Origin of the sequence: Bradyrhizobium sp. NBAIM14 (assembly GCF_020193895.1) — a bacterium.
Lineage (GTDB): Bacteria > Pseudomonadota > Alphaproteobacteria > Rhizobiales > Xanthobacteraceae > Bradyrhizobium > Bradyrhizobium yuanmingense.
The window spans coordinates 359,600-378,236 of the sequence record NZ_JADYVQ010000005.1 but is presented as its reverse complement, the minus strand read 5'-3'; the positions used below and the strand labels follow the sequence as shown (position 1 = coordinate 378,236).

At 65.1% G+C, this 18,637-nt stretch carries 23 protein-coding genes; 9 read left to right on the top strand and 14 right to left on the bottom strand.

The window, feature by feature from the left end:
• Nucleotides 1–72: 72 nt before the first annotated feature.
• The 7 genes from minE to I6F28_RS16170 all read right to left on the bottom strand — a co-directional run bounded on the left by minE (nt 73) and on the right by I6F28_RS16170 (nt 5,292).
• On the bottom strand, nt 73–354 hold the full coding sequence (minE, locus tag I6F28_RS16200) for a cell division topological specificity factor MinE (RefSeq protein WP_036033781.1): 282 nt from the start codon (nt 352–354) through the stop codon (nt 73–75).
• On the bottom strand, nt 351–1,166 hold the full coding sequence (gene minD / locus I6F28_RS16195; protein ID WP_036022837.1) for a septum site-determining protein MinD: 816 nt from the start codon (nt 1,164–1,166) through the stop codon (nt 351–353). Before minD ends, minE begins: the two co-directional genes overlap by 4 nt.
• Nucleotides 1,167–1,187: 21 nt before the next feature.
• A complete protein-coding gene (gene minC, locus I6F28_RS16190) occupies nt 1,188–1,886 on the bottom strand; it encodes a septum site-determining protein MinC (RefSeq protein WP_225140313.1) in 699 nt (232 codons plus the stop codon).
• Nucleotides 1,887–2,145: 259 nt separating this feature from the next.
• On the bottom strand, nt 2,146–3,237 hold the full coding sequence (locus tag I6F28_RS16185; protein WP_225140312.1) for a TRAP transporter substrate-binding protein: 1,092 nt from the start codon (nt 3,235–3,237) through the stop codon (nt 2,146–2,148).
• A 185-nt stretch (nt 3,238–3,422) separates the two neighbouring features.
• Nucleotides 3,423–3,923, bottom strand: coding sequence for an SMI1/KNR4 family protein (locus I6F28_RS16180; RefSeq protein ID WP_225113942.1), 501 nt, complete (start codon nt 3,921–3,923; stop codon nt 3,423–3,425).
• Nucleotides 3,924–4,017: 94 nt separating this feature from the next.
• On the bottom strand, nt 4,018–4,275 hold the full coding sequence (locus I6F28_RS16175) for a hypothetical protein (RefSeq protein WP_036000273.1): 258 nt from the start codon (nt 4,273–4,275) through the stop codon (nt 4,018–4,020).
• 66 nt (nt 4,276–4,341) lie between these two features.
• Nucleotides 4,342–5,292 carry a DUF2778 domain-containing protein gene (locus tag I6F28_RS16170; RefSeq protein ID WP_036000297.1) on the bottom strand — a complete coding sequence of 317 codons (951 nt, stop codon included), beginning with the start codon at nt 5,290–5,292 and terminating at the stop codon, nt 4,342–4,344.
• Nucleotides 5,293–5,498: 206 nt separating this feature from the next.
• Between I6F28_RS16170 and I6F28_RS16165 the strand changes: the two genes are divergently transcribed.
• A complete protein-coding gene (locus tag I6F28_RS16165; protein WP_225140311.1) occupies nt 5,499–5,939 on the top strand; it encodes a DUF1810 domain-containing protein in 441 nt (146 codons plus the stop codon).
• A 10-nt stretch (nt 5,940–5,949) separates the two neighbouring features.
• On the opposite strand, the gene I6F28_RS16160 is transcribed toward I6F28_RS16165, so the two are convergent.
• Together I6F28_RS16160 and I6F28_RS16155 are read right to left on the bottom strand one after the other, a co-directional pair.
• A complete protein-coding gene (locus I6F28_RS16160; protein ID WP_225140310.1) occupies nt 5,950–6,726 on the bottom strand; it encodes a crotonase/enoyl-CoA hydratase family protein in 777 nt (258 codons plus the stop codon).
• 35 nt (nt 6,727–6,761) lie between these two features.
• A complete protein-coding gene (locus I6F28_RS16155) occupies nt 6,762–7,244 on the bottom strand; it encodes a tautomerase family protein (RefSeq protein ID WP_225140309.1) in 483 nt (160 codons plus the stop codon).
• 126 nt (nt 7,245–7,370) lie between these two features.
• Here I6F28_RS16155 and I6F28_RS16150 point away from each other — a divergent pair, with 126 nt between their 5' ends.
• From I6F28_RS16150 to I6F28_RS16140, 3 genes are all read left to right on the top strand, one after another.
• The gene (locus tag I6F28_RS16150; protein ID WP_225140308.1) at nt 7,371–7,958 is read left to right on the top strand and encodes a TetR/AcrR family transcriptional regulator; all 588 of its coding nucleotides are present in this window, start codon (nt 7,371–7,373) and stop codon (nt 7,956–7,958) included.
• A gap of 14 nt (nt 7,959–7,972) precedes the next feature.
• Nucleotides 7,973–8,758 carry a 2-keto-4-pentenoate hydratase gene (locus I6F28_RS16145; protein ID WP_225128566.1) on the top strand — a complete coding sequence of 262 codons (786 nt, stop codon included), beginning with the start codon at nt 7,973–7,975 and terminating at the stop codon, nt 8,756–8,758.
• Between the two features lie 85 nt (nt 8,759–8,843).
• Nucleotides 8,844–10,925 carry a methyl-accepting chemotaxis protein gene (locus I6F28_RS16140; protein ID WP_225140307.1) on the top strand — a complete coding sequence of 694 codons (2,082 nt, stop codon included), beginning with the start codon at nt 8,844–8,846 and terminating at the stop codon, nt 10,923–10,925.
• Nucleotides 10,926–11,028: 103 nt separating this feature from the next.
• On the opposite strand, the gene I6F28_RS16135 is transcribed toward I6F28_RS16140, so the two are convergent.
• Both I6F28_RS16135 and I6F28_RS16130 read right to left on the bottom strand, forming a co-directional pair.
• The gene (locus tag I6F28_RS16135; RefSeq protein ID WP_036022824.1) at nt 11,029–11,619 is read right to left on the bottom strand and encodes an NADPH-dependent FMN reductase; all 591 of its coding nucleotides are present in this window, start codon (nt 11,617–11,619) and stop codon (nt 11,029–11,031) included.
• 50 nt (nt 11,620–11,669) lie between these two features.
• Nucleotides 11,670–12,617, bottom strand: a complete 948-nt coding sequence (locus tag I6F28_RS16130) for an AraC family transcriptional regulator (protein WP_225125625.1) — start codon at nt 12,615–12,617, stop codon at nt 11,670–11,672.
• A 296-nt stretch (nt 12,618–12,913) separates the two neighbouring features.
• Between I6F28_RS16130 and I6F28_RS16125 the strand changes: the two genes are divergently transcribed.
• Genes I6F28_RS16125 through I6F28_RS16115 form a run of 3 tightly spaced genes read left to right on the top strand, consistent with a single transcriptional unit; the run spans nt 12,914 to nt 15,525 of the window.
• Nucleotides 12,914–14,026 (top strand): DUF2336 domain-containing protein, encoded by a 1,113-nt coding sequence (locus I6F28_RS16125; RefSeq protein WP_225140363.1) that lies wholly within the window; start codon nt 12,914–12,916, stop codon nt 14,024–14,026.
• Complete coding sequence (locus I6F28_RS16120; RefSeq protein WP_036033812.1) at nt 14,023–14,355, top strand: PilZ domain-containing protein; 333 nt, start codon at nt 14,023–14,025, stop codon at nt 14,353–14,355. Before I6F28_RS16125 ends, I6F28_RS16120 begins: the two co-directional genes overlap by 4 nt.
• 51 nt (nt 14,356–14,406) lie before the next feature.
• Entirely contained in the window at nt 14,407–15,525 is a 1,119-nt protein-coding gene (locus tag I6F28_RS16115) for an HD-GYP domain-containing protein (RefSeq protein ID WP_225140306.1), read from the top strand.
• A 26-nt stretch (nt 15,526–15,551) separates the two neighbouring features.
• Here the strand turns inward: I6F28_RS16115 and I6F28_RS16110 are convergent, their stop codons facing one another.
• The gene (locus I6F28_RS16110) at nt 15,552–15,755 is read right to left on the bottom strand and encodes a hypothetical protein (RefSeq protein WP_036000317.1); all 204 of its coding nucleotides are present in this window, start codon (nt 15,753–15,755) and stop codon (nt 15,552–15,554) included.
• Between the two features lie 133 nt (nt 15,756–15,888).
• Nucleotides 15,889–16,566 (bottom strand): nitroreductase, encoded by a 678-nt coding sequence (locus tag I6F28_RS16105; protein WP_225114113.1) that lies wholly within the window; start codon nt 16,564–16,566, stop codon nt 15,889–15,891.
• Nucleotides 16,567–16,681: 115 nt separating this feature from the next.
• Between I6F28_RS16105 and I6F28_RS16100 the strand changes: the two genes are divergently transcribed.
• A complete protein-coding gene (locus I6F28_RS16100) occupies nt 16,682–17,644 on the top strand; it encodes an alpha/beta hydrolase (protein WP_225140305.1) in 963 nt (320 codons plus the stop codon).
• Nucleotides 17,645–17,650: 6 nt separating this feature from the next.
• Here I6F28_RS16100 and I6F28_RS16095 read toward each other — a convergent pair whose 3' ends face one another.
• Nucleotides 17,651–18,112: a cupin domain-containing protein gene (locus I6F28_RS16095; RefSeq protein WP_036000328.1), complete on the bottom strand. Its 462-nt coding sequence runs from the start codon at nt 18,110–18,112 to the stop codon at nt 17,651–17,653.
• 202 nt (nt 18,113–18,314) lie between these two features.
• On the opposite strand from I6F28_RS16095, the gene I6F28_RS16090 reads away from it, so the two are divergent.
• Entirely contained in the window at nt 18,315–18,563 is a 249-nt protein-coding gene (locus I6F28_RS16090; RefSeq protein WP_036000331.1) for a hypothetical protein, read from the top strand.
• Nucleotides 18,564–18,637: the final 74 nt, after the last annotated feature.

Genomic DNA, 18,637 nt, shown 5'->3' with positions numbered 1-18,637 from the left:
AAGGGCGGCCCGCCATGCCCGGCGGACCGCCTTCTCACCCACCCCAAAACGGGAGTCTGCGGGCCGCGTCCCCTACGCGACCGCCACCTTCTTGCCCTCGAAATCGTTGGGCACCTCGATGTCGACCTCGAGGGTCGAGACCTCGTCGCCGCGTTCGAGCCGGACGATGACCTTGGTCGGGTCCAGCGTCACATGTTTGGACACGACAGCGAGAATTTCCTCACGCAGCACACCGAGCAGATCGGGCTGGCCGCGCATTCCACGCTCATGGGCAAGCAGGATCTGCAGCCGTTCGCGCGCGACGGGTGCTGTGGCCTTCTTGCCGCGGAGGAGTCGAAGCAGACCCATGCTCATGCAGCCCTCCGTCGCAGCAGCCGGTCCATAAATCCTCTGCGCTCGGCAGGAACGTGCATTGTCACGTTCTCGCCGCAGAGGCGCTTAGCGGCGTCCATATAGGCTCGTGCCGGCGCTCCATCGGCATTCGACAGAGTCACAGGCGTGCCGACGTTGGAGGCCTTCAACACGTCCTGGCTCTCGGGGATGATGCCGAGCAAGGGCGTGGCAAGGATCTCCAGGATGTCGTCGATGGTCAACATCTCGCCGCGCGCGGCGCGTGAGGGATCGTAGCGAGTGATGAGAATATGCTTCTCGACGCGCTCGCCCTTCTCGGCCCGCACCGTCTTGGAATCGAGCATGCCGATGATGCGGTCGGAATCGCGCACCGAGGAGACTTCCGGATTGGTGACGATCACGGCCTCGTCGGCAAAGCGCATCGCCATGGAAGCGCCGCGCTCGATGCCGGCCGGGCTGTCGCAGATCACCCAGTCGAACCGGCTGCGCAACTCGGCAATGACCTTGCCGACGCCCTCCTCCGTCAGCGCGTCCTTGTCGCGGGTTTGGGACGCCGGCAGCAGCCACAAATTCTCCAGCCGCTTGTCCTTGATCAGCGCCTGCGGGAGTTTGGCGACGCCCTGCACCACGTTGATGAGATCGAACACGACGCGGCGTTCGGCGCCCATCACGAGGTCGAGGTTGCGCAGGCCGACGTCGAAATCGACGACGACCACCTTGTCGCCGCGCTGCGCCAAGGCAGCTCCCAGCGCGGCGGTGGTCGTGGTCTTACCGACCCCGCCCTTGCCTGATGTCACGACCAGTACCTTACTCATCTGAAATGTCTCCTTTGCTGGTCAGTTCAGTGCTGTAATTCGCATGGTATTCCCCTGCAGCCAGGCCTGCGCCGGCTTGCCGCGCAGGGCCTCGTCGATGTCCTCGGCGGTCTGGTAAAATCCGTCGATTGCAAGCAGTTCGGCTTCGATCTTCTGGCAATAGATGCGCGCGCTGGTGTGTCCATTGACGCCCGCCATGGCGCGGCCGCGCAGCGCGCCGTAGACGTGGATGGAGCCGCCGGCGACGACCTCGGCGCCCGAGCCGACCGAGCCGAGAATGGTGACGTCGCCTTCCGGGAAGATCACGGTCTGGCCCGAGCGCACCGGGGTTTCGAGCAGCAGCGACGTCGGCTTGGTCTCGACCTTCACCTCGGCCTTCTTCGACGCGCTCGGCTCGACCACGCAGCTGCGTCCGCCCGACAGCAGCGGCGGCATCGTCGGCGTCAGCCTTCCCTCCTCCACACCCTCGATGCCGAGCACGCGGATGTTGCGGTCCTGCAGGCTGGTGAGCAGATGGCAGATGCCGGCCTGGCTGAGATCGACCGAAGACAGGTCGATCACCACCGGCCGGCCGGCGAAAAAGCCGGGCGAGCGCGCAATCGTGGCGTCGATCTCGTGCAGCCAGTCCTGGACCGGAACCGTCGGCGTGAACACGAAAGCCACATAGGAGCGCCCGCGCAGGCGCACCATCTGACGTTGGACCTTTGCTGCAGCCTCCATGGCGGCCGACTCGTTCCCTGTTATTGAATGGTTAACGATGCGGCCGATATGGTTAATGGCTGGTTAATGTCTCCGCGCAGTTACGTGAGTGGATGCGCGGTCCCGTAGCCTGGATAGAGCCAACGGTCGGCGCGAAAGCGCCGCCCGTTTGTGCAATCCGGGTCTCGCGCATCACCCGGCACTCTCCCGGATTGCGCTGCGCTCCATCCGGGCTACGAAGCTGGGCGCGGCGTAAACACCGCGCCCTCGCCTCTTCCGCTCAGGTCTTGCTGCGCGTCTTGCTGAGCAGATAGTTGTCGTAGAAATTCTCCGCGATCTGCGTATAGAACAGCACCTCCTTCATATACGCGTCGTGGCCCTCCTTGGTCCGCTTGAACAGGTCGCTCTTGGCGGCGAGCTCGTTCAGATGGTCCTGAGTCGCATTGTAGCAGGCCTCCAGCACCGGTTGCGGGAACGCCTTCAGCTCGGTGCCGTTCGCAATCAGCCGCTTTAGCGCACCGGGGTTCACGCTGTCGTATTTCTCGAGCATCCACGCACCGGCCGCCGCGCCCGCCTGGTTGACGATCGCCTGATATTGCTTAGGCAGCGAATTCCATTTCTCGTCGTTGACGATCATGTGCAACATGGCACCGCCTTCCCACCAGCCGGGGAAGTAGTAGTATTTGGCGACCTTGTAGAAGCCGAGCTTCTCGTCGTCATAAGGACCGACGAATTCGACCGCGTCGATCGTGCCCTTCTCCAGCGCCGGATAGATATCGCCTCCCGCGATCTGCTGCGGGACGACCCCGAGCTTTGCCAGCACATGGCCACCCATGCCGGCGATGCGGAATTTCAGGCCCTTGAGGTCGTCGACGGACTTGATCTCCTTGCGGAACCAGCCGCCCATCTGGGTGCCGGAATTGCCGCAGAGGATGGCGTGCGCCTTGAAGGGTTTGAGCGCTTCGTTGGTGAGGTCGGCGCCGCCCCCGAAGTGCCACCATGATTCCTGATGCCGATGGTTCATGCCGAAGGGCGCGCCGGTGGCATAGGCCAGCGCCGGCTCCTTGCCGATGTAAAAATAGAGCGGCGTCTGCGCCATCTCCACTGATGCGGTGCTGACCGCATCGAGCGCCTGCAGGCCGGGCACGAGCTCGCCCGCCGAGAAGGTCTGGATCTGGAATTTGTTGTCGGTGGCCTCGGCGACATATTTCGCGAAGGTCTGCGCCGTGCCGTAGATGGTGTCGAGCGATCTCGGGAAGCTCGACGTCAGGCGCCATTTGATCTCGGGCATGCTCTGCGCGATCGCAGGGGCCGCAACCAGCGTGGTCGCGCCGGCGACCGCACCACCTTGGAGGAATGTACGGCGTTTCATGATGGGTCTCCCTTGAACTCAGCGTCGAATGGATGGCCTGGGCCACGGTTTCTTGGCGAACCGTTTGCCCGTTCCGGGAGCGGAGTTCAAGCGACGGAAAAGAAAGGTCGGGCTTGCACCGGATACCGTGGACCAGCTGGACCCAGCATGTCGCGGCGGACCCGCCCGCTCGGCCCGGCCTCGCCTCAGGCGGCCGCTGCTTCCTCGTACAGGCCGGCGATGAAATCGCTGAACGTCGGTGCTAGCGGCAGGACATAGCCCCATTGATCGGACATCGCCTGCGCCAGTGTCCAGGGCTTTTCGTATTCGGCCATCTCGTGGTCCATGAACCAGATCTCGCCGAAATGGGCCTTGTCGATCGTCATGCAGATCGGATTGCCGCCGTGGTCGCTCATGATCCACAACAGCTCATCGACGGTCGGCCATTGCGGCGTCTGGCGCGTCTGCACCAGCGAGCACTCGTCGGACCGCAATCCCAGGACCTCCTGCACCGAACCCGCCCAGTCCCCATGCGGCCAATTGAAGCCGGCGCCCCCCTGATGATAGCCGCCGGCGCAGGCCAGCAGGAAGCGGCGATAGTCGTCCGGCAAGCGACAGCCGATGGACGTCTCGAAGGCGGTGAGCGCGGCTTCGGTTGGTTGCTCCGCGCCAACTTCGATGCCTGCAATGAATTCTGCCAATTTCATATTCCCTCTCCCTGGCGCGGACGCGCAAGCCTTCGTCGCACCCGCCTTGCAGTGGGTTCGAGGGCGACGGATCAGGCCAGAGGGAGAGATTCTCTCAGAGCAGCTTGGCGCTGACGAACAGCGCGCGCACGGCGTTGGTTGCCTGCACCGCCAGCATGGCGTTACCGGCGGCGCCTTCCAGGGCCGCGACGGCGTCCTCGTGCAGCGAGCGAAATTCCATCCACTCGACCGATTTGAAGTTGGTCAGGAATTGATAGGCCTGACCGACGGTCGCGATCGCCAGCGTGTCGCCGTTCAGCTTGATCTTGAACGTCGTGCGCAGCGGGGTCTCGGAATTGGATGGATCGCTCATGGGCTGCTTCTGGACGAGGACGGCTTAACGAAGGGGAAACGGCAGCCCCGCCGTCGCAGGCGAATATCAGGAATCGGTGCTCGCGCGCTGCGAGGCGGTCGCCGCGCCGCGCAGACTCGGCACCACGACCAGGCGGTTGAACTCGCCATTGTCGTAGGCCTTGATGAACCGATCATAGTCCTTGATCGAGACGCAGCCGTTGGAATCGCCGCGCGGCCCGAGCAGGTAATTGTGCGTGAGCAGCCCGACGCGGCCGAGCGCGCTGGTGCCTTCGACCGGGGTCATGCGCAGCGCACGGACGCCGTGGAACGGCTTTTCGCGCGGCTTCAGATCGTAGATCGCCGGCGGCGTCGCGCCGACCATCCGCCGGTCGACATGGTCAGGATTGTCCATCAGGGCGCCCAGGCCGGAATGAGCTTCCAGCGCCACGCCGCTCGGCAGATAGACCGCCTTGGCCGAGATGTCATAGACCGCGGTGCGCGAATCGTAGCCGAGCGCGGCGAGGTCCGGCCCCCTGCCGAGCAGGCCGTCGCCGGGCGTCAGCGAGGCCAGCTTGATCTTGTCGGTGAATTTTTCGAAGAAATTGCGGTTGTCGACCCTGAGATTGGTGTCCGCATAGGCCTGGCTGGAGGCGATCTGAGCGGAGAAGTCCGCCTGGACTGGACGCGCGCGCGGCATGGGGATGGCGTCGGCGCGCTGCGAGCGCCTCGCCTCCTCGGTCATGTACCGGTCGTCCTCGGTCAGGATCGAGCGCCAGTCGTCGCCCTGGAGCTTCTGGGCCAGCATCGCCTTGGCATCCCGCAGCTTGAGCTGGGCCGCATTCACCGCGGAGCGCTCCAGCACCCGCAGACCAAGCTCGCGCGGCGACGGGCCGGCTGAGGCCGAGGCGAAACGGTCCTCGAATGAGGGGGCATTGGCCGGCGGCAACGCCGCGGAGACCAGCGGGGTCGAATCGCTGATATCGGCGACCCACGCGGCGGCGCCGAGCGCCAGCGCCATCGCGGCCACAGACAGCAGAATCGTTTCAGCCCGCCCGACACGGCGGCGCGACAACAGCCTCTCGGCGTGTGCTGCGTCGGAAACCATCAGATCCCCAAATCGACCCCCGGGGGCTTACCCACCCCCACCCGGAGAGACTCTATACCAGCTACCACATTGGGAGCCAAAAGTTAGGCATAATCGGGGCCGCCAAGGCCCTCCAAAGGTATCCCCTAAGGTATCCAATGACCGATCCGTTCGATCTCGATCGCTTTGTCCAGGCCCAAGACCCGGTCTATGGCGACATCTTGGGCGAGCTGACTAGGGGCCGGAAGCAGACTCACTGGATGTGGTTCATCTTCCCCCAGGTCGCAGGTCTCGGCGCCAGCGCCATGTCGCAGCGATATGCCATCGGCTCCCGCGCGGAGGCCGAGGCCTATCTCGTCCACCCTATCCTGGGCGGGCGGCTGATCGAATGCACCAAGCTGGTGCTCGCAGTCGAGGGCCGGACCATCAACGCGATCCTCGGCGCGCCGGATGACGCCAAATTCCGCTCGTCGATGACGCTGTTCGGCGCGATCTCCGCCGAGCCCGTCTTCGATCAGGCGCTCGCCCGCTATTTCGCGGGCGAACGCGACGGCGCCACGCTGGAGATCCTCGAAAGGCTCGATCAGGCTCGGCATTAGCAGGCGCCGATCAGCGTCCTTGGAAGACGGCCGCGCGACGCTCAATGAAGGATTGGATGCCCTCCTTGGCGTCGGCACTGCCGAGCACGCGATCGCGAATTTTCGGGATGTAGGCAATCGCAGCCGCTTCGCCAGCTTCGACATAGTTCGCCGCCGCTTCCTTGGTCACCTGGATGCCGAGCGGCGCATTGCGCGCGATCATGGCGGCGAGCGTCATCGCCCGCCCGATCTGCTCGCCTGCAGGCACGACCTCCTGGACGAGACCGATCGCATGCGCGCGCTGCGCCGAAAACTCGTCGCAGAGGAACAGATGATACATCGCATCGCCCCAACCGGCCCGCGACAGGAAGCGGAAATGCGCGCCGCCCAGCGGTGCGATGCCGCGCCTCGCCTCCATCTGGCAGAAGCGTGAATCATCGGCCGCAACCACGATGTCACCGGCGAGCATCAGCTCGATGCCGATGGTGTAGACGATACCCTGCACGGCCGTCACGATGGGCTTGCGGCAGCGCTTATTGAGCCCGAACGGGTCGACATTACCGTCCTTGATGTTGCGCTTCTCCGCGGTGGGACCGAAGAATTTGGGCATATCGAGACCTGCAGTGAAATCCCCGCCCTCGGCGCAGACCACGCCGACGCGATAGGCCTCGTTGTGGTGCAATTCGGTGAGTGCATCGGACAATTGCTCCATCATCGCAGGCGTGAACGCGTTTTTCTTCGCGGCGTTGGCGATGATGATCTTGAGGACGTGGCCGTGCACCTCGGTGCCGATCTGACCTTCGCTCATGTGCTCGTCTCCCGATTGTTGGTGTTGGCAGCAAGTCAGGCCGGCTGCTGAAGCGCCGCGCGGATCGCCTCGATCCGGGCCGGCGTGAACACGCCGGAATCCAGCAGCTGAAGGATCGAGAGCACCCCGCCGCGCGATCCCCAGCTTCCCTCATCGATGATCTCGAAATTGACCCACCAGGTCGGCGACGGCGCCGGCATGCCGCAGGCCTCCGCAAGCCGCGCCAGCACGTTGCGGATCACCTCGGCGCGCACCTCCGCCGGCCAGGCCGCGCTCATGACGGCGATGTTGACGGTGATGATGTCGCGCGGCTTGTCCTGGTCGCACAGCAACCGGCCGCCGATCGCCATGCTGTCGGGCGGCAGGTCGTGGAAGTGCACCTGGAACCCCATTCGGGCCGCCGGCGCCTTCTGGCCGACCTCGGGCTCGAGCACAGCGTCGGTCAGGCTTTCCGCAAGCTGCCGGCGCTGCGGCAGGCCGAGCCGTCCGGCCGGCGCGGTGACGGTAATGATGGTCAAATCGGCACCTCTCCACGAATATGACACTCGTCATATCTCAGCACGGCTTGCCTATGTCAAGTGTCATAGTCTAGATGGAGATGGCCAATTGCAGGATTCCCGATGACTGCCACCACACGCGACAGGATGATCGCCGGCGCCGCCGACCTGATGAGCCGCCGCGGCGTCAACGCCACCAGCATGCGCGACGTGGTCCGCCACACAGCGACGCCGCGCGGCTCGATCAGCCACCACTTCCCCGACGGCAAGCCGCAATTGATCGCCGAAGCCGTGACCTTCGCCGGCCGGCAGGTATCCATTCCTCTGGAGAAAGCCATGAACGAACGCGGCGTGATCGGCGGCCTCAAGGCTTTTGTCGCATCATGGCGCCGCCAGTTGGAGGCAACCGGCTTCGAGGCCGGCTGCCCCGTGCTCGCCGTGGCGGTCGATCGCTATGTCGGTGAGCCCAGTGACAAGGACGACGCGGCCGCGCAGCAGCACCTGCTCGATCTCGCCGAAGGCGTGTTCGCCGATTGGCGGCGGATCATGCTGGCAGCCTTGTTGCGCGAAGGACTGGCTGCCGAGCGCGCCGAGCGGCTTGCAACGCTCGTCGTCGCCTCGATCGAAGGCACGGTCGCGATGTGTCGCGCCAGCCGCAGCGCCGACGCGCTCGATCAGGTTCAGGAGGAACTGGAGATCGTCCTCGCAACCGCCCTCGCCTGCACAAAAAAATAGATTGGAGACGCGCAATGGACTTATCCCGGCAACGCGAACTCGCCCGTCAGCTCGCCGATTTGCGTCGCGAGGGCCGGCAACAGAGCGGCCTCGACGAACGGCTGGTCCCACCGGATGCGGACACGGCGTACCAAGTCGCGCAGATGGTGGAAGAAGAACTCGGCTGGGATGTCGTCGGCTGGAAGATCGCGGGCATGAAGTCGGGGCTCCAGCGTCAGCTTCGCATCTCCGCGCCGATCTATGGGCGGGTGTTCGCGCCCCTGATCAAGAGTTCGCCCGCCAGCGTCGAGCATGCCAGACAATGCAGCCCGATCCCTGAAGTCGAGTTCCAGGCGCGTCTCGGCGCCGATCTGCCGCCGCGCGCGAAGCCCTATACGGTGGACGAGGTCGGCGACGCCGTGGTCTCGTTGCATCCCGGCATCGAGCTCGCCGAGTGCCGCTTCATTCACGATGCGGCGTTTCCGCCGATGCCGGCGATCATGGCCGACGGCTCCGGATCAGGAACGATCGTGCTCGGAGAGCCCATCGCCGACTGGCGTAGCCGCGACGTCGCCACTCAAGATGTCGTCCTGAATTGCAACGGCATCGAGAGACGCCGCGGCTCCGCTGCAGAGGCGATTGACCATCCGCTGGTGCCGCTGGCCTGGCTTGCCAACGAGCTGTCGCGGACCGGCATCGGTCTCAAGGCCGGCCAGACGATCAGCACGGGCACGCTGACCGGTATGCTCCGGCCCAAGGCTGGCGAGACCTACGTTGCCGATTTTGGTCCGCTGGGATCGGTCAGCGCGACCTACAGCTGAGCCGGCCAGGGAGCGTAAACCGCAGATTAACATGGCCGCCCTATCGTCCGGGCAAAATACTTCTCCGTTATTTGCCGGACAGATCATGAAAATCGGTACGCTCCTGACCAGCGCCATCGTCTCGCTCTCGACCGTCGGCGGCGGTCTCGCCGTCTACGTCGCCGCGACGAAGTACCAGACCATGGAACGGATCACTGAAGCGCAGGGGCGGCTCGCAATCGTCCGTGCGGTCAGCGACATCCCGCGCTATCTCAATCCGGAGCGCGGCTTTTCCACCAACATCCTCTACGGACCTGCGGCCATCGACCCTGCGCTGCTGGCCGAGCAGGACAAGCTGCGCAAGCAGACCGACCGCGCCCGCGACAAGATGAACGCGCTGCGCAAGGAGCTGCCCGGCCCGTTCGACGACGGCACCACGATCGGCAGCAACATCGACGGCATCAACGCGAAGTTCACCGCGTTGCGCGAGGCCATCGACAAGGCGCTGGCGGGTCCCGCCGAGGCGCGCAAAGACGCGGCCAAGAAGATCGTCGCCGACAATGCCGTGCTCAACGGCGGCGTGACTGCGCTGCTCAACGAGCAGGTCCGCCGCATGGCGATCTTGAACGGTGACGCTTACCGGCAGGCCAGCTACGCTAATGTCGCGATGACGCTGCGCGACGTCGGCGGCTTCAATTCCAGCCTGCACAAGAACCTCCTCGGCGGAAAGAAGCCGGCGACCGACGCCGAGAAGGCCGACATTGCCCGCTCGCAGGGCCGCAACGATCAGATCGTGATGTCGCTGCAGGAATTGCGCGGCAATCCAACAACGCCGGCGAATGTCGCGGAGGCCCTGGAGAAGTTCAACGCGATCTATGTCGAGGAGTTCGGCCGCGAGCTCAAGCTGGTGAAGGACGGCGCGATCACCGGCAAGTACGAGCACGACATGGACACCTATTACGCCGCCACGCAGCGCGGCCTCGGCACCATCATCGGCGTCCGCGACGCCTTCTACGACAACGCCGAGCAGATTCTCGCCGGCGCTTCGTCGGCCGCGCACACCAGCTTCACGATCGCGCTCGTCGGCCTTGTCGCCGTGCTGATCGCCAGCGCCGGCCTCATCGTGACGGTTCGCCGCCGCGTCTGCGCGCCGATCGTCGGCCTGACGACGCGCATGTCGCGGCTCGCCGACGGCGAGGTTGAGGAGAGCATTCCGGGCGCCGAGCGCTCCGACGAGATCGGCGCGATGGCCGCGGCCGTTCAGGTGTTCAAGGACAACATGATCCGCGCCGATCGGCTCGCGGCCGAGAAGCAGGCCGAGAACGACGGCAAGATGCGCCGCGCCCAGGCGCTCGACGATCTCACCCGCGCCTTCGAGGCCAAGGTGACCGAGCTGGTCGGCGGCCTGTCGCGGGCCTCTGCTGCAATGGAAAGCACCGCGCAGTCGATGACCTCGACGGCGGCGCAGACCAACAGCCAGGCCGCCGTGGTCGCCGCCGCCTCCGAACAGACCTCGACCAACGTGCAGACGGTCGCGAGCGCCACCGAAGAGCTGACCTCCTCGATCGCGGAGATCGGGCGTCAGGTCGCCCAAAGCACCGAGATCGCGGCCCGTGCCGTCGACAATGCCCGCCGCACCGGCGACACCGCGCGGACGCTCGCCGAAGGCGCCCAGAAGATCGGCGACGTCGTGACGCTGATCCAGAGCATCGCCGAGCAGACCAACCTGCTTGCGCTAAATGCAACCATCGAAGCCGCCCGTGCCGGCGAGGCCGGCCGCGGCTTTGCCGTGGTCGCCTCCGAAGTGAAGTCGCTGGCCGGGCAGACCGCCAAGGCCACGACCGAGATCTCCGAGCAGATCACCGCGATCCAGACCGCGAGCGACGAGACGGTGGCGGCAATCCGCAACGTCGCCGACGTCATCGCCGAGATCGACCAGATCGGCACCGCCATCGCCGCGGCGATCGAGGAACAGGGCTCGGCGACCAAGGAGATCGCCCGCAGCGTTCAGGAGGCTGCCCGCGGCACCCAGGAGGTCAACAGCAACATCTCCGGCGTGCAGGGCGCCGCCGACGACACCGGCGCCGCGGCAAGAGAGGTGCTGGGCGCGGCCGAGCAGCTCTCGACCCAGTCGCGCGATCTCGCCGGCCAGTTCGAGCGCTTCCTCGGTGAGGTCCGGGCGGCGTAGCACGCGAAGTCGTAGCCCGGATGGAGCGCAGCGCAATCCGGGACAGTGCCGTTGACGCGCGAGACCCTGGATTACGCTGTCGCTCCATCCAGGCTACGCGACCTCAATACGGCGGCGCCTTGCGCGCGCGCTGTGCTTTCGCCGCCTCGATCCACCAGGTCAGATCGTCGGCGAAGCGCGGAAACGAGCGCTCCAGAGCCTTGCCGCCGTCGCCGATCGGCTCGCCGGCGTCCGACAGCGTCTGCGCGATCGGGCCGACACCGATGGTGCTCGATATCACCACCATGCCCATCTCCGAGAGCGTGCCGTGCCAGGCGGTCGCTGCGCGCGCGCCGGACAGCCGGCCGGCCGAATAGCTCACGATCGCGGCCGGGCGCCAGAACCATTCCTCCAGGAAATGGTCGGTGAGGTTCTTCAGCCCGGGCTGCATGCCCCAATTGTACTCGCCGGTGACGAAGACGAATCCGTCGGCGCCGCGGATCTGCCCGGCCAGCTTCTCCAGCGCCTCCGGCGCCGAGCCCTTGGGATGTTCCTTGTACATCCGGTCCAGCATCGGCAGCCCGATCGCCTTGGCGTCGATGAATTCGACGTCCTCGCCGCGATCGCGCAGCCGGTTGATGACGAAATTCGCAAGGCGGATGCCCATGCGGTCGGAACGGTAAGAACCGTAGAGAACGAGAATGCGATTGCTCATGGCCGGACGGTAGCACGAAACCGGCGTCCAGCCCTACCCGATTTGTCGCACTACCTTCCGCGACCACGGCCCAGTGTTTGCGACGGCGTCTCGCCGAACTGGTCGCGGTAGCTTCTTGAGAAATCGCTGAGATGCCAGAAGCCATACGCCAGCGCGACCGCCTTGACGCTATCGGCCCCGGCGAGAAGGCGCCGACGCACCAGCCACAGCCGATGCAGACGCAAATAGCGGTGCAGGCTCATGCCGCGATAGCGGCGCACGACGTCGTGCATGGTGCGAACGGACAGTCCGAGCCTGCGCGCGATCTCGTCGCTATAAATCGGCTCCGACAGGTCGTCAGACAACAGCGCGCGGATGTCCTGGAATAGCCTGAAATTCCGTCCGTCGTTGGGTGCAAAGGTCCAGCGGGCCGGAACGATCGTTGCAAACGCCTCGTCGACGGCCCCGAGCAAGGACTCCTTCATCGCCGCGCCCTTCAACAAGAGTTCCGGTGCCGAAATCGGCCCGGCCGCCTCGGCCAGCACCTCCCTAACCACGCCGCGCAACCGCTGCAAGCCGGCCGTGGAGATTTCAAAAATCTTGAAGCTCGAGAGCGTGGGCGGCCAGCCACGATCCCTCACCTCGGGCCGGAAAACCACCGAGGCGATTTGCCGCTGCACCTCCTCGATGGTGGTGTAGGCCGCCCCGCCGCTGCCAATGACCACGGCGGGTCGCGCCCGTTGCGAGCCGTTAAAGCGAATTGGCACGTTGAGATCATCCATCGTGAAGCCGATCGCCGTGCAATTCTCCACGAGTTGTGCGTCAACCACCCGCGGAAACGCGCGCGTCAAATTCACGTCGCAGCCCGGTAAGGCCAAGATCGTCTGCTCAGCCGAAATCTTCCGCACAAAAGGGGTGAATTCGAAATTCAGCCCGCGTATAGCGCTTCGAAATTCGTCGACGTCTGAAAAACGAAATGTTTTGAGTGCCGACCTCGGCACATCGTCAATGCTGTTCATGGAAATACGAAAAATGCCGCGCCGCTCTGAATGTGCGTCCGGCCGCGGGGTGCCGTTCGCTGCCTCCTTCGGTTATTTCGTTAGAATCGATCCTAACGTGCCCTGATCAATTGGAGACGGGCCGGTTGAAAGAACAATCCGGGACAACCCTGTCTCGCCGAATTTCGATAGCGTTTCCTGCGATTGAGGCGGTGCGCCAATACCGAAGCCGTTGCCATTTAAGATTCAAATTAACGCCTTTGCGGCGGAATAACCGTCGTTTGATTGTGCAATTTATTTCATTTCAGGCTCCTGCCATGACGGCAAATTCGCCTGCCGACAATCTGGCCGAATTGGAGAACGCGGTTGCAACGTGTCCGCTGGACCGGTGCGCCCGCATCCTCTTGGGCCTTTTGCAACTGCTCACAAGCAGCCGTGGTCGATCCCAGGAATTGCTCGCCGATGTGGTCGACGGCGTCCTGCTGCGACTGATCGAGCGGGTTGAGGCCAGCACGCTGATCGATGCCAGCACGGCGCTCGCAGAGCTCAAGGCGGCTCCGCCGGACACCGTGCGACGTCTCGCCTCGCACCGCGATCCGGAAGTCGCCTGCCCCGTTTTGCTCCGCTCGCAGTCATTGTCCACGGCCGATCTCACACTGATCGCAGCCGCAAGCGGCGTACGGCAGCAATGTGCCATCGCCGGCCGCGCGCCGATCGATCCACGGGTGATGGAGACGCTGATCAAGGGTGGCACTTCCAGCGTTTGTCTTGCGCTGATCGGCAACAGCGAGGCAAGATTCTCCGAAGCCGCTTACGTTGCGCTGGTTGAGAAGTGCCTTGTGGATGACGAACTCACCAAGGCACTGGCGCTCAGGCCCGACACGCCCGACACAGTCATGCGGAAGTTGCTGTCGGCCTCGCCGGCGCCGAAATCCGGCATCGGGCCGAACGCTACCGTCTCGCTTCAAGCCGCAACGGCCGCACCCATCGTCACCAAGCTACCCTCCGCGGCCGCCTATGCAAGCGCACGGCCAGAGATCGTTGCACTCAGCCGCATCGGCAAGCTGAACGATTCCACGGTGAACCGCTTCGCCATCCGCGGCGAGACCGCCAACCTCATCACCGCGCTGTCGGTGCTTTCGGGCGCTCCCATCGAGATCGTCGAACATGTCATGACCGACGAGGATTGCGAGGCTCTCGTCATGGCCTGCCGCGCCTCGCGGCTGAACTGGCAGACCACGCTCGCCATCCTGAGCAACCGCTGCGGCACACGGCTTTCTTTCGCCGAGCGCGAACGCGCGCAGCACATTTTCGAGACGCTGCTGCTGTCGACCAGCCAGTGGACGGTGCGGTGGGGCGAAATTGCCGCAAACGCCAAGGAGTGCGGTCGGGGACAGCGCGACGCAAAAAAGATGGGGGTTAGCCGATGAAGTTCGACGGTCGCAAAGCCTTTCGCGTGAAAATGGACCACAGGCAGCCGGTCAATCTCATGGGATCCGACGGCACCTGGCGGCGCAGCTGCGTCCTGCTCGACGTCTCGCAGACGGGCGCGAAGGTCGAGGTCGAGGGCACGCTGGATGTGCTTCAGGCCAAGGAATTCTTCATGCTGCTGTCGTCGACGGGCCTGGCCTACCGGCGCTGCGAGCTGGTCTGGATCGACGGCACCACCGCTGGCATCCACTTCGTCACCGCACAAAGCAAGAAGAAGCAGGCGATTACGCCGGCTGCCGCAGCGCAGAGCTCCGATCAGGCCAAATAGACCGAGAATTCGACCCATCGATTGGAGCCCGCGCTATTCCGGGGCATATCCGTGCAGAACGCGCAAACCACACTCAAACCCACCAGCCTTGGCGGCGTCGCGGTCGCTGCAGCGCCACGCCCATTCGTTCATGTGCTGGCCGACACGTCCGACAAGCTGGCCGGTGTGTGCTCGCTCCTCGAGCAACGCTTCGCCGTCGCGGGCGAGCGGCTGGACGCCGAGGCCAAGCTGTCAGAGGTGCCGTCCGCCATCGTCATTCGCGCCGAGCTTCGCGATGTCGACAATATCGCGGCGATCAAGAAACGGGCGGGCAAGCTCGCAAAGGCGAAGAAGCGGATTTTCCTGCTGGAGCACACCTCGCATGTCGCCGTTTCGCAGGCCTATGCGCTTGGAGCGACGCTGGTCCTGCCGGGCACCATCAACCGGGCGAGGCTGCTGGCGGCGCTGTCCGATCCGCCTGATCCGCTCTCGGCCGCGTCGCGCGAGAGCGCGCAGGCCGACACTGCCGTCGAGACCGCCGCGACCGCGATCGCATCCATGTTTACCTCCGTCACCCTGGGCCAGCCGCTTGACGTCAACGCCACCAAGGAAGCGGGGCGCCAGATCGCCGATCGCATCACCCGGCATGGCCTGACGGAGTGGCTCATGACGGTGCGGCGGCACCACGAAGGAACCTATCAGCATTGCCTGCTCGTCACCGGTGTCGCCATCGACTTCGGTCTGAGCCTTGGCGTCGGCAGAGCCGACCTGGAACGTCTCTACTCGGCGGCCATGTTCCATGACATCGGCAAGGCGCAGATTCCGCTCGCCATCCTCGACAAGCCGGGCCGCCTCGATGCCGCCGAGCGCGCGCTGATCGAAACGCATCCCGCCGCCGGCCATACGTTTCTCAAGGACCATGACGGGATCTCGCCGGAGATTCTCGATGCCGTCCGCCATCATCACGAGTACCTCGACGGGAGCGGCTATCCCGATGCGCTCTGCGCCGAGAGCATTGGCGATATCGTCAGGATTCTAACGATCTCGGACATCTTCGCAGCCCTGATCGAGCACCGGCACTACAAGCCGACCATGCCGCGCGCGGAGGCCTACGACGTTCTGTGCGAGATGACAGGCAAGCTGGAGAAGGCGCTAGTCCGCGCGTTCAAGCAGGTCGCGCTCACGCGGTGAGCGCTGTGACCCGTCTCGAGCGCAGCCTAATGCGTCGCACGATGGCTGGCGCGGCGCGGGATGGAGCGGCAGGCCAGCCCGTCGGCCAGCAGCTTCATGTCCTCGTGCCGGCCGCTGCGAATCAGCCGGCCGAACTCTTCGGGTGTGAAAGGAAGACTCGGATCATCATCGATCTTGGGCCGCAGTCGCGGACCGAAGAACCGCCGAACCAGGCTAGCCAGCCGCCGCATATCAATTCCCTCGCGCCAGCAACAAACCTCTCAGTCCGCATATTGTTCCTCCCGCGACTTCGAGATTGCAAGAGGCCACTCGCGACACCGCACCAAAAATTTTCCGCCAGAGAATAATCTCCTCTTGCTCGTGCTAATCGGCAAAACCCACGTAACGCACGAACTGGTGGTTGTGCTCGCGGTCCGAGCGCACGGCGTTCGCGGCAAAGCCGTCGTCGGGATAGCCCATCGCGACACAGGTCATGATGACCTCGTCCTCCGGAATCTCGGCGACCTCGCGCACGATGTCGGAGCGCATGATGCCCTGCCCGTTGATGACCGAGCCGAGCCCGCGGTCCCACGCCGCGAGCACGATGCCGTAGCAGAGCGCGCCGAGATCGAAGTGGCAGACCGCGCCGGGATCGAGCACGCGGTCATAGGTCAGCACCAGCGAGACCGGCGCGTCGAACTGGCGGAAGCCGCGCAGCACCCAGTCCTGCCGCATCGGCTTGTCGTCGCGCGCGATTCCCATCGCGCCGAAAAGCTTTTTGGCGATGTCGACCTGCCGGGTACGATGCACGCCCTGGTATTCGCCATGGCTGACGATGTCGCGCTTGACCTTGGCGCCGCCGGCCATCTCCGACATGTTGCGGCGACGCACCTCCTCCAGCGGATGACCCGTGAGCACATGGACATGCCAGGGCTGGGTGTTCATCGACGAGGGCGCGCGCTTGGCGCTCTCGATGATCGCCTCGATCACCGCGCGCGGCACCGGCTCGTTCTTGAAGCCACGCACGCTGCGGCGCGACTGGACCAGCGTCTCGAATTCCACCTCGTGAACCTCCCTGCCCGTTCGTCCGGCCTTGCGACGCACGCCGGTTGCCGATGCGGCCCGCAAAACCTATGCTAATGACCAAGCAAGACCAAGAACCCTGTGAGGAAAGCCCATGGCCGCACCGCTCGATCCCGTCATCGCCCAGATCATTCCGCTCATGCCGATGCGCGATCCCACGGTCATGACGCCACAGAGCGCCCGCGATTCCTTGCGCGCACTGGCTGCCTCGCGTGCCGCCATTCCGCCGCCGCCCGTCGATAGCGTCGAGGATATCAACGTGAAAGGCGGCGCCGGTCTGCTTCCCGCACGGGTCTATCGGGTCGGCGCCACGCCGGCGCCGACGGTGGTGTTCTTCCACGGCGGCGGCTGGGTTGCGGGCGATCTCGAAACCCACGACCGGCAGGCGCGCAACCTTGCGATCGAGACCGGCGCGGTCGTCGTCTCCGTCGACTATCGCCGCCCGCCCGAGACGCGCTTTCCCGGCGCCTTCGAGGATGCTTTCGCCGCGGTCAGCGACGTGTTTGGCCGCGTGGCGGAATTTGGCGGTGACGCAACGCGCTTCGGCGTTGCCGGCGACAGCGCCGGCGGCAATCTCGCAGCGACGAGCGCGATCGCCTGCCGGGAGGCCGGCATCAAGCTCGCCGCGCAACTGCTGGTCTATCCGGTCACCGACGTCGTCGGCGCTTATGCCGATGCGCGCGCGAACGCGCGCTATCCCTCGCGCAGCGAGAACGCCGAGGGCTACTTCCTCACGCGGGCGACGATGGAATGGTTCTGCGGCCATTATCTCGCCGATCCCGCACACGCCGGCGACTGGCGCGTCTCGCCGCTGCGGGCCGCCTCCTTGGCCGGCGTCGCGCCCGCGGTCGTGACCACCGCCTGGTTCGATCCCCTACGCGACGAAGGCGCCGCCTATGCGCGGGCGCTGGAGGCGGCCGGCGTGAAGGTCAAGCACCATGAGGGCCCCGGCCTGATCCATGGCTATTTCGGCATGGGCGACGCCTCCGACGTCGCGCGCACTGAGGCGCAGCGCGCGCGGGCCGACTTCAAGGCGCTGCTGATGCGCGGCGCGTGAAGGCGATCAGGCGCTCTGCGCCCGCTGCGCCGCGGTGTGCCCCCAGGTCTCATCCCAGTCCTGGCCAGCGGCATCGACCACGCGGCCGTCGGCCTCGAAAAACTTGTTCGGCACCTGGAAGATCGCCAGGATCAACGCGCCGTCGGGGCACCAGGCGGCATGCCGGCTCCCCGCCTCGCGCCAGATGAATTCGCCGGCCTTGCAGGCAATGCCCTTGGCCGGACCCTCCTTGTCGACGAGCGCGCCTTCGATCACCCAGCTCTGCTCGATGCCGACATGTTCGTGATCGGGCAGCACCGATCCTGGCGCAAAACGCATCAAGGCGGTCATCAGCCCCGTACGGCGATCGAACAGTAGCGTCTTGGCCTCGCAGCCCGGAAAGCGCGTCTTCTGCCAATCCATGTCTTGGGGTCGAACCAGGTGGGAATGCCGATCGGCTGCCTGGTCGTGCGGGATCGCGGCGTCCATCACGATGCTTCCTCTCCATCTCAAGGGACCGACGCTAGCAGGATCGCCCGATGCGGTCAGCGAGCACTGCAACAGAGGCGACATCTTCCGAGCTGGCGCGCAAAAATCAGCGGGCGACCGGGCGGCCCAGTGCTCATCCTGCTTGATTGCGCCACGATTCCCGGCTCCACTCTCCCGGCCATTTCTGGTTCAGGAGACCCCCATGATGAAACGGATTTTCCTCGCTGCGATCGTTGCCACCTTCGCAGCGGGCTCGGCCCTTGCGCAAGAAACCTGCGAGAGCAAGGCCGTCGGCAAGGACGGCAAGCCGCTGGCCGGCGCCGCCAAGACTTCGTTCCTGAAGAAGTGCAAGGAAGACGCCTGCGCGCCCAAGGCCGTCAGCGCAGACGGCAAGCCGCTCGCCGGCGCCGCCAAGAACAGCTTCATGAAGAAGTGCGAGACCAGCGCGTAACGCGCAGTCCGTTCCCGGCTTTTTCAGCAAAGCCACAAGCGAAATGCCGTCATGGCCGGGCAGAAGCGCGTCTT

Bases quoted from the DNA above. Each gene is read 5' to 3' on its own strand.
- minE (WP_036033781.1), bottom strand. From the start codon at position 354: ATGAGCATGGGTCTGCTTCGACTCCTCCGCGGCAAGAAGGCCACAGCA.
- minD (WP_036022837.1), bottom strand. From the start codon at position 1,166: ATGAGTAAGGTACTGGTCGTGACATCAGGCAAGGGCGGGGTCGGTAAG.
- minC (WP_225140313.1), bottom strand. From the start codon at position 1,886: ATGGAGGCTGCAGCAAAGGTCCAACGTCAGATGGTGCGCCTGCGCGGG.
- I6F28_RS16185 (WP_225140312.1), bottom strand. From the start codon at position 3,237: ATGAAACGCCGTACATTCCTCCAAGGTGGTGCGGTCGCCGGCGCGACC.
- I6F28_RS16180 (WP_225113942.1), bottom strand. From the start codon at position 3,923: ATGAAATTGGCAGAATTCATTGCAGGCATCGAAGTTGGCGCGGAGCAA.
- I6F28_RS16175 (WP_036000273.1), bottom strand. From the start codon at position 4,275: ATGAGCGATCCATCCAATTCCGAGACCCCGCTGCGCACGACGTTCAAG.
- I6F28_RS16165 (WP_225140311.1), top strand. From the start codon at position 5,499: ATGACCGATCCGTTCGATCTCGATCGCTTTGTCCAGGCCCAAGACCCG.
- I6F28_RS16160 (WP_225140310.1), bottom strand. From the start codon at position 6,726: ATGAGCGAAGGTCAGATCGGCACCGAGGTGCACGGCCACGTCCTCAAG.
- I6F28_RS16150 (WP_225140308.1), top strand. From the start codon at position 7,371: ATGATCGCCGGCGCCGCCGACCTGATGAGCCGCCGCGGCGTCAACGCC.
- I6F28_RS16145 (WP_225128566.1), top strand. From the start codon at position 7,973: ATGGACTTATCCCGGCAACGCGAACTCGCCCGTCAGCTCGCCGATTTG.
- I6F28_RS16140 (WP_225140307.1), top strand. From the start codon at position 8,844: ATGAAAATCGGTACGCTCCTGACCAGCGCCATCGTCTCGCTCTCGACC.
- I6F28_RS16135 (WP_036022824.1), bottom strand. From the start codon at position 11,619: ATGAGCAATCGCATTCTCGTTCTCTACGGTTCTTACCGTTCCGACCGC.
- I6F28_RS16130 (WP_225125625.1), bottom strand. From the start codon at position 12,617: ATGAACAGCATTGACGATGTGCCGAGGTCGGCACTCAAAACATTTCGT.
- I6F28_RS16125 (WP_225140363.1), top strand. From the start codon at position 12,914: ATGACGGCAAATTCGCCTGCCGACAATCTGGCCGAATTGGAGAACGCG.
- I6F28_RS16120 (WP_036033812.1), top strand. From the start codon at position 14,023: ATGAAGTTCGACGGTCGCAAAGCCTTTCGCGTGAAAATGGACCACAGG.
- I6F28_RS16110 (WP_036000317.1), bottom strand. From the start codon at position 15,755: ATGCGGCGGCTGGCTAGCCTGGTTCGGCGGTTCTTCGGTCCGCGACTG.
- I6F28_RS16100 (WP_225140305.1), top strand. From the start codon at position 16,682: ATGGCCGCACCGCTCGATCCCGTCATCGCCCAGATCATTCCGCTCATG.
- I6F28_RS16095 (WP_036000328.1), bottom strand. From the start codon at position 18,112: ATGGACGCCGCGATCCCGCACGACCAGGCAGCCGATCGGCATTCCCAC.
- I6F28_RS16090 (WP_036000331.1), top strand. From the start codon at position 18,315: ATGATGAAACGGATTTTCCTCGCTGCGATCGTTGCCACCTTCGCAGCG.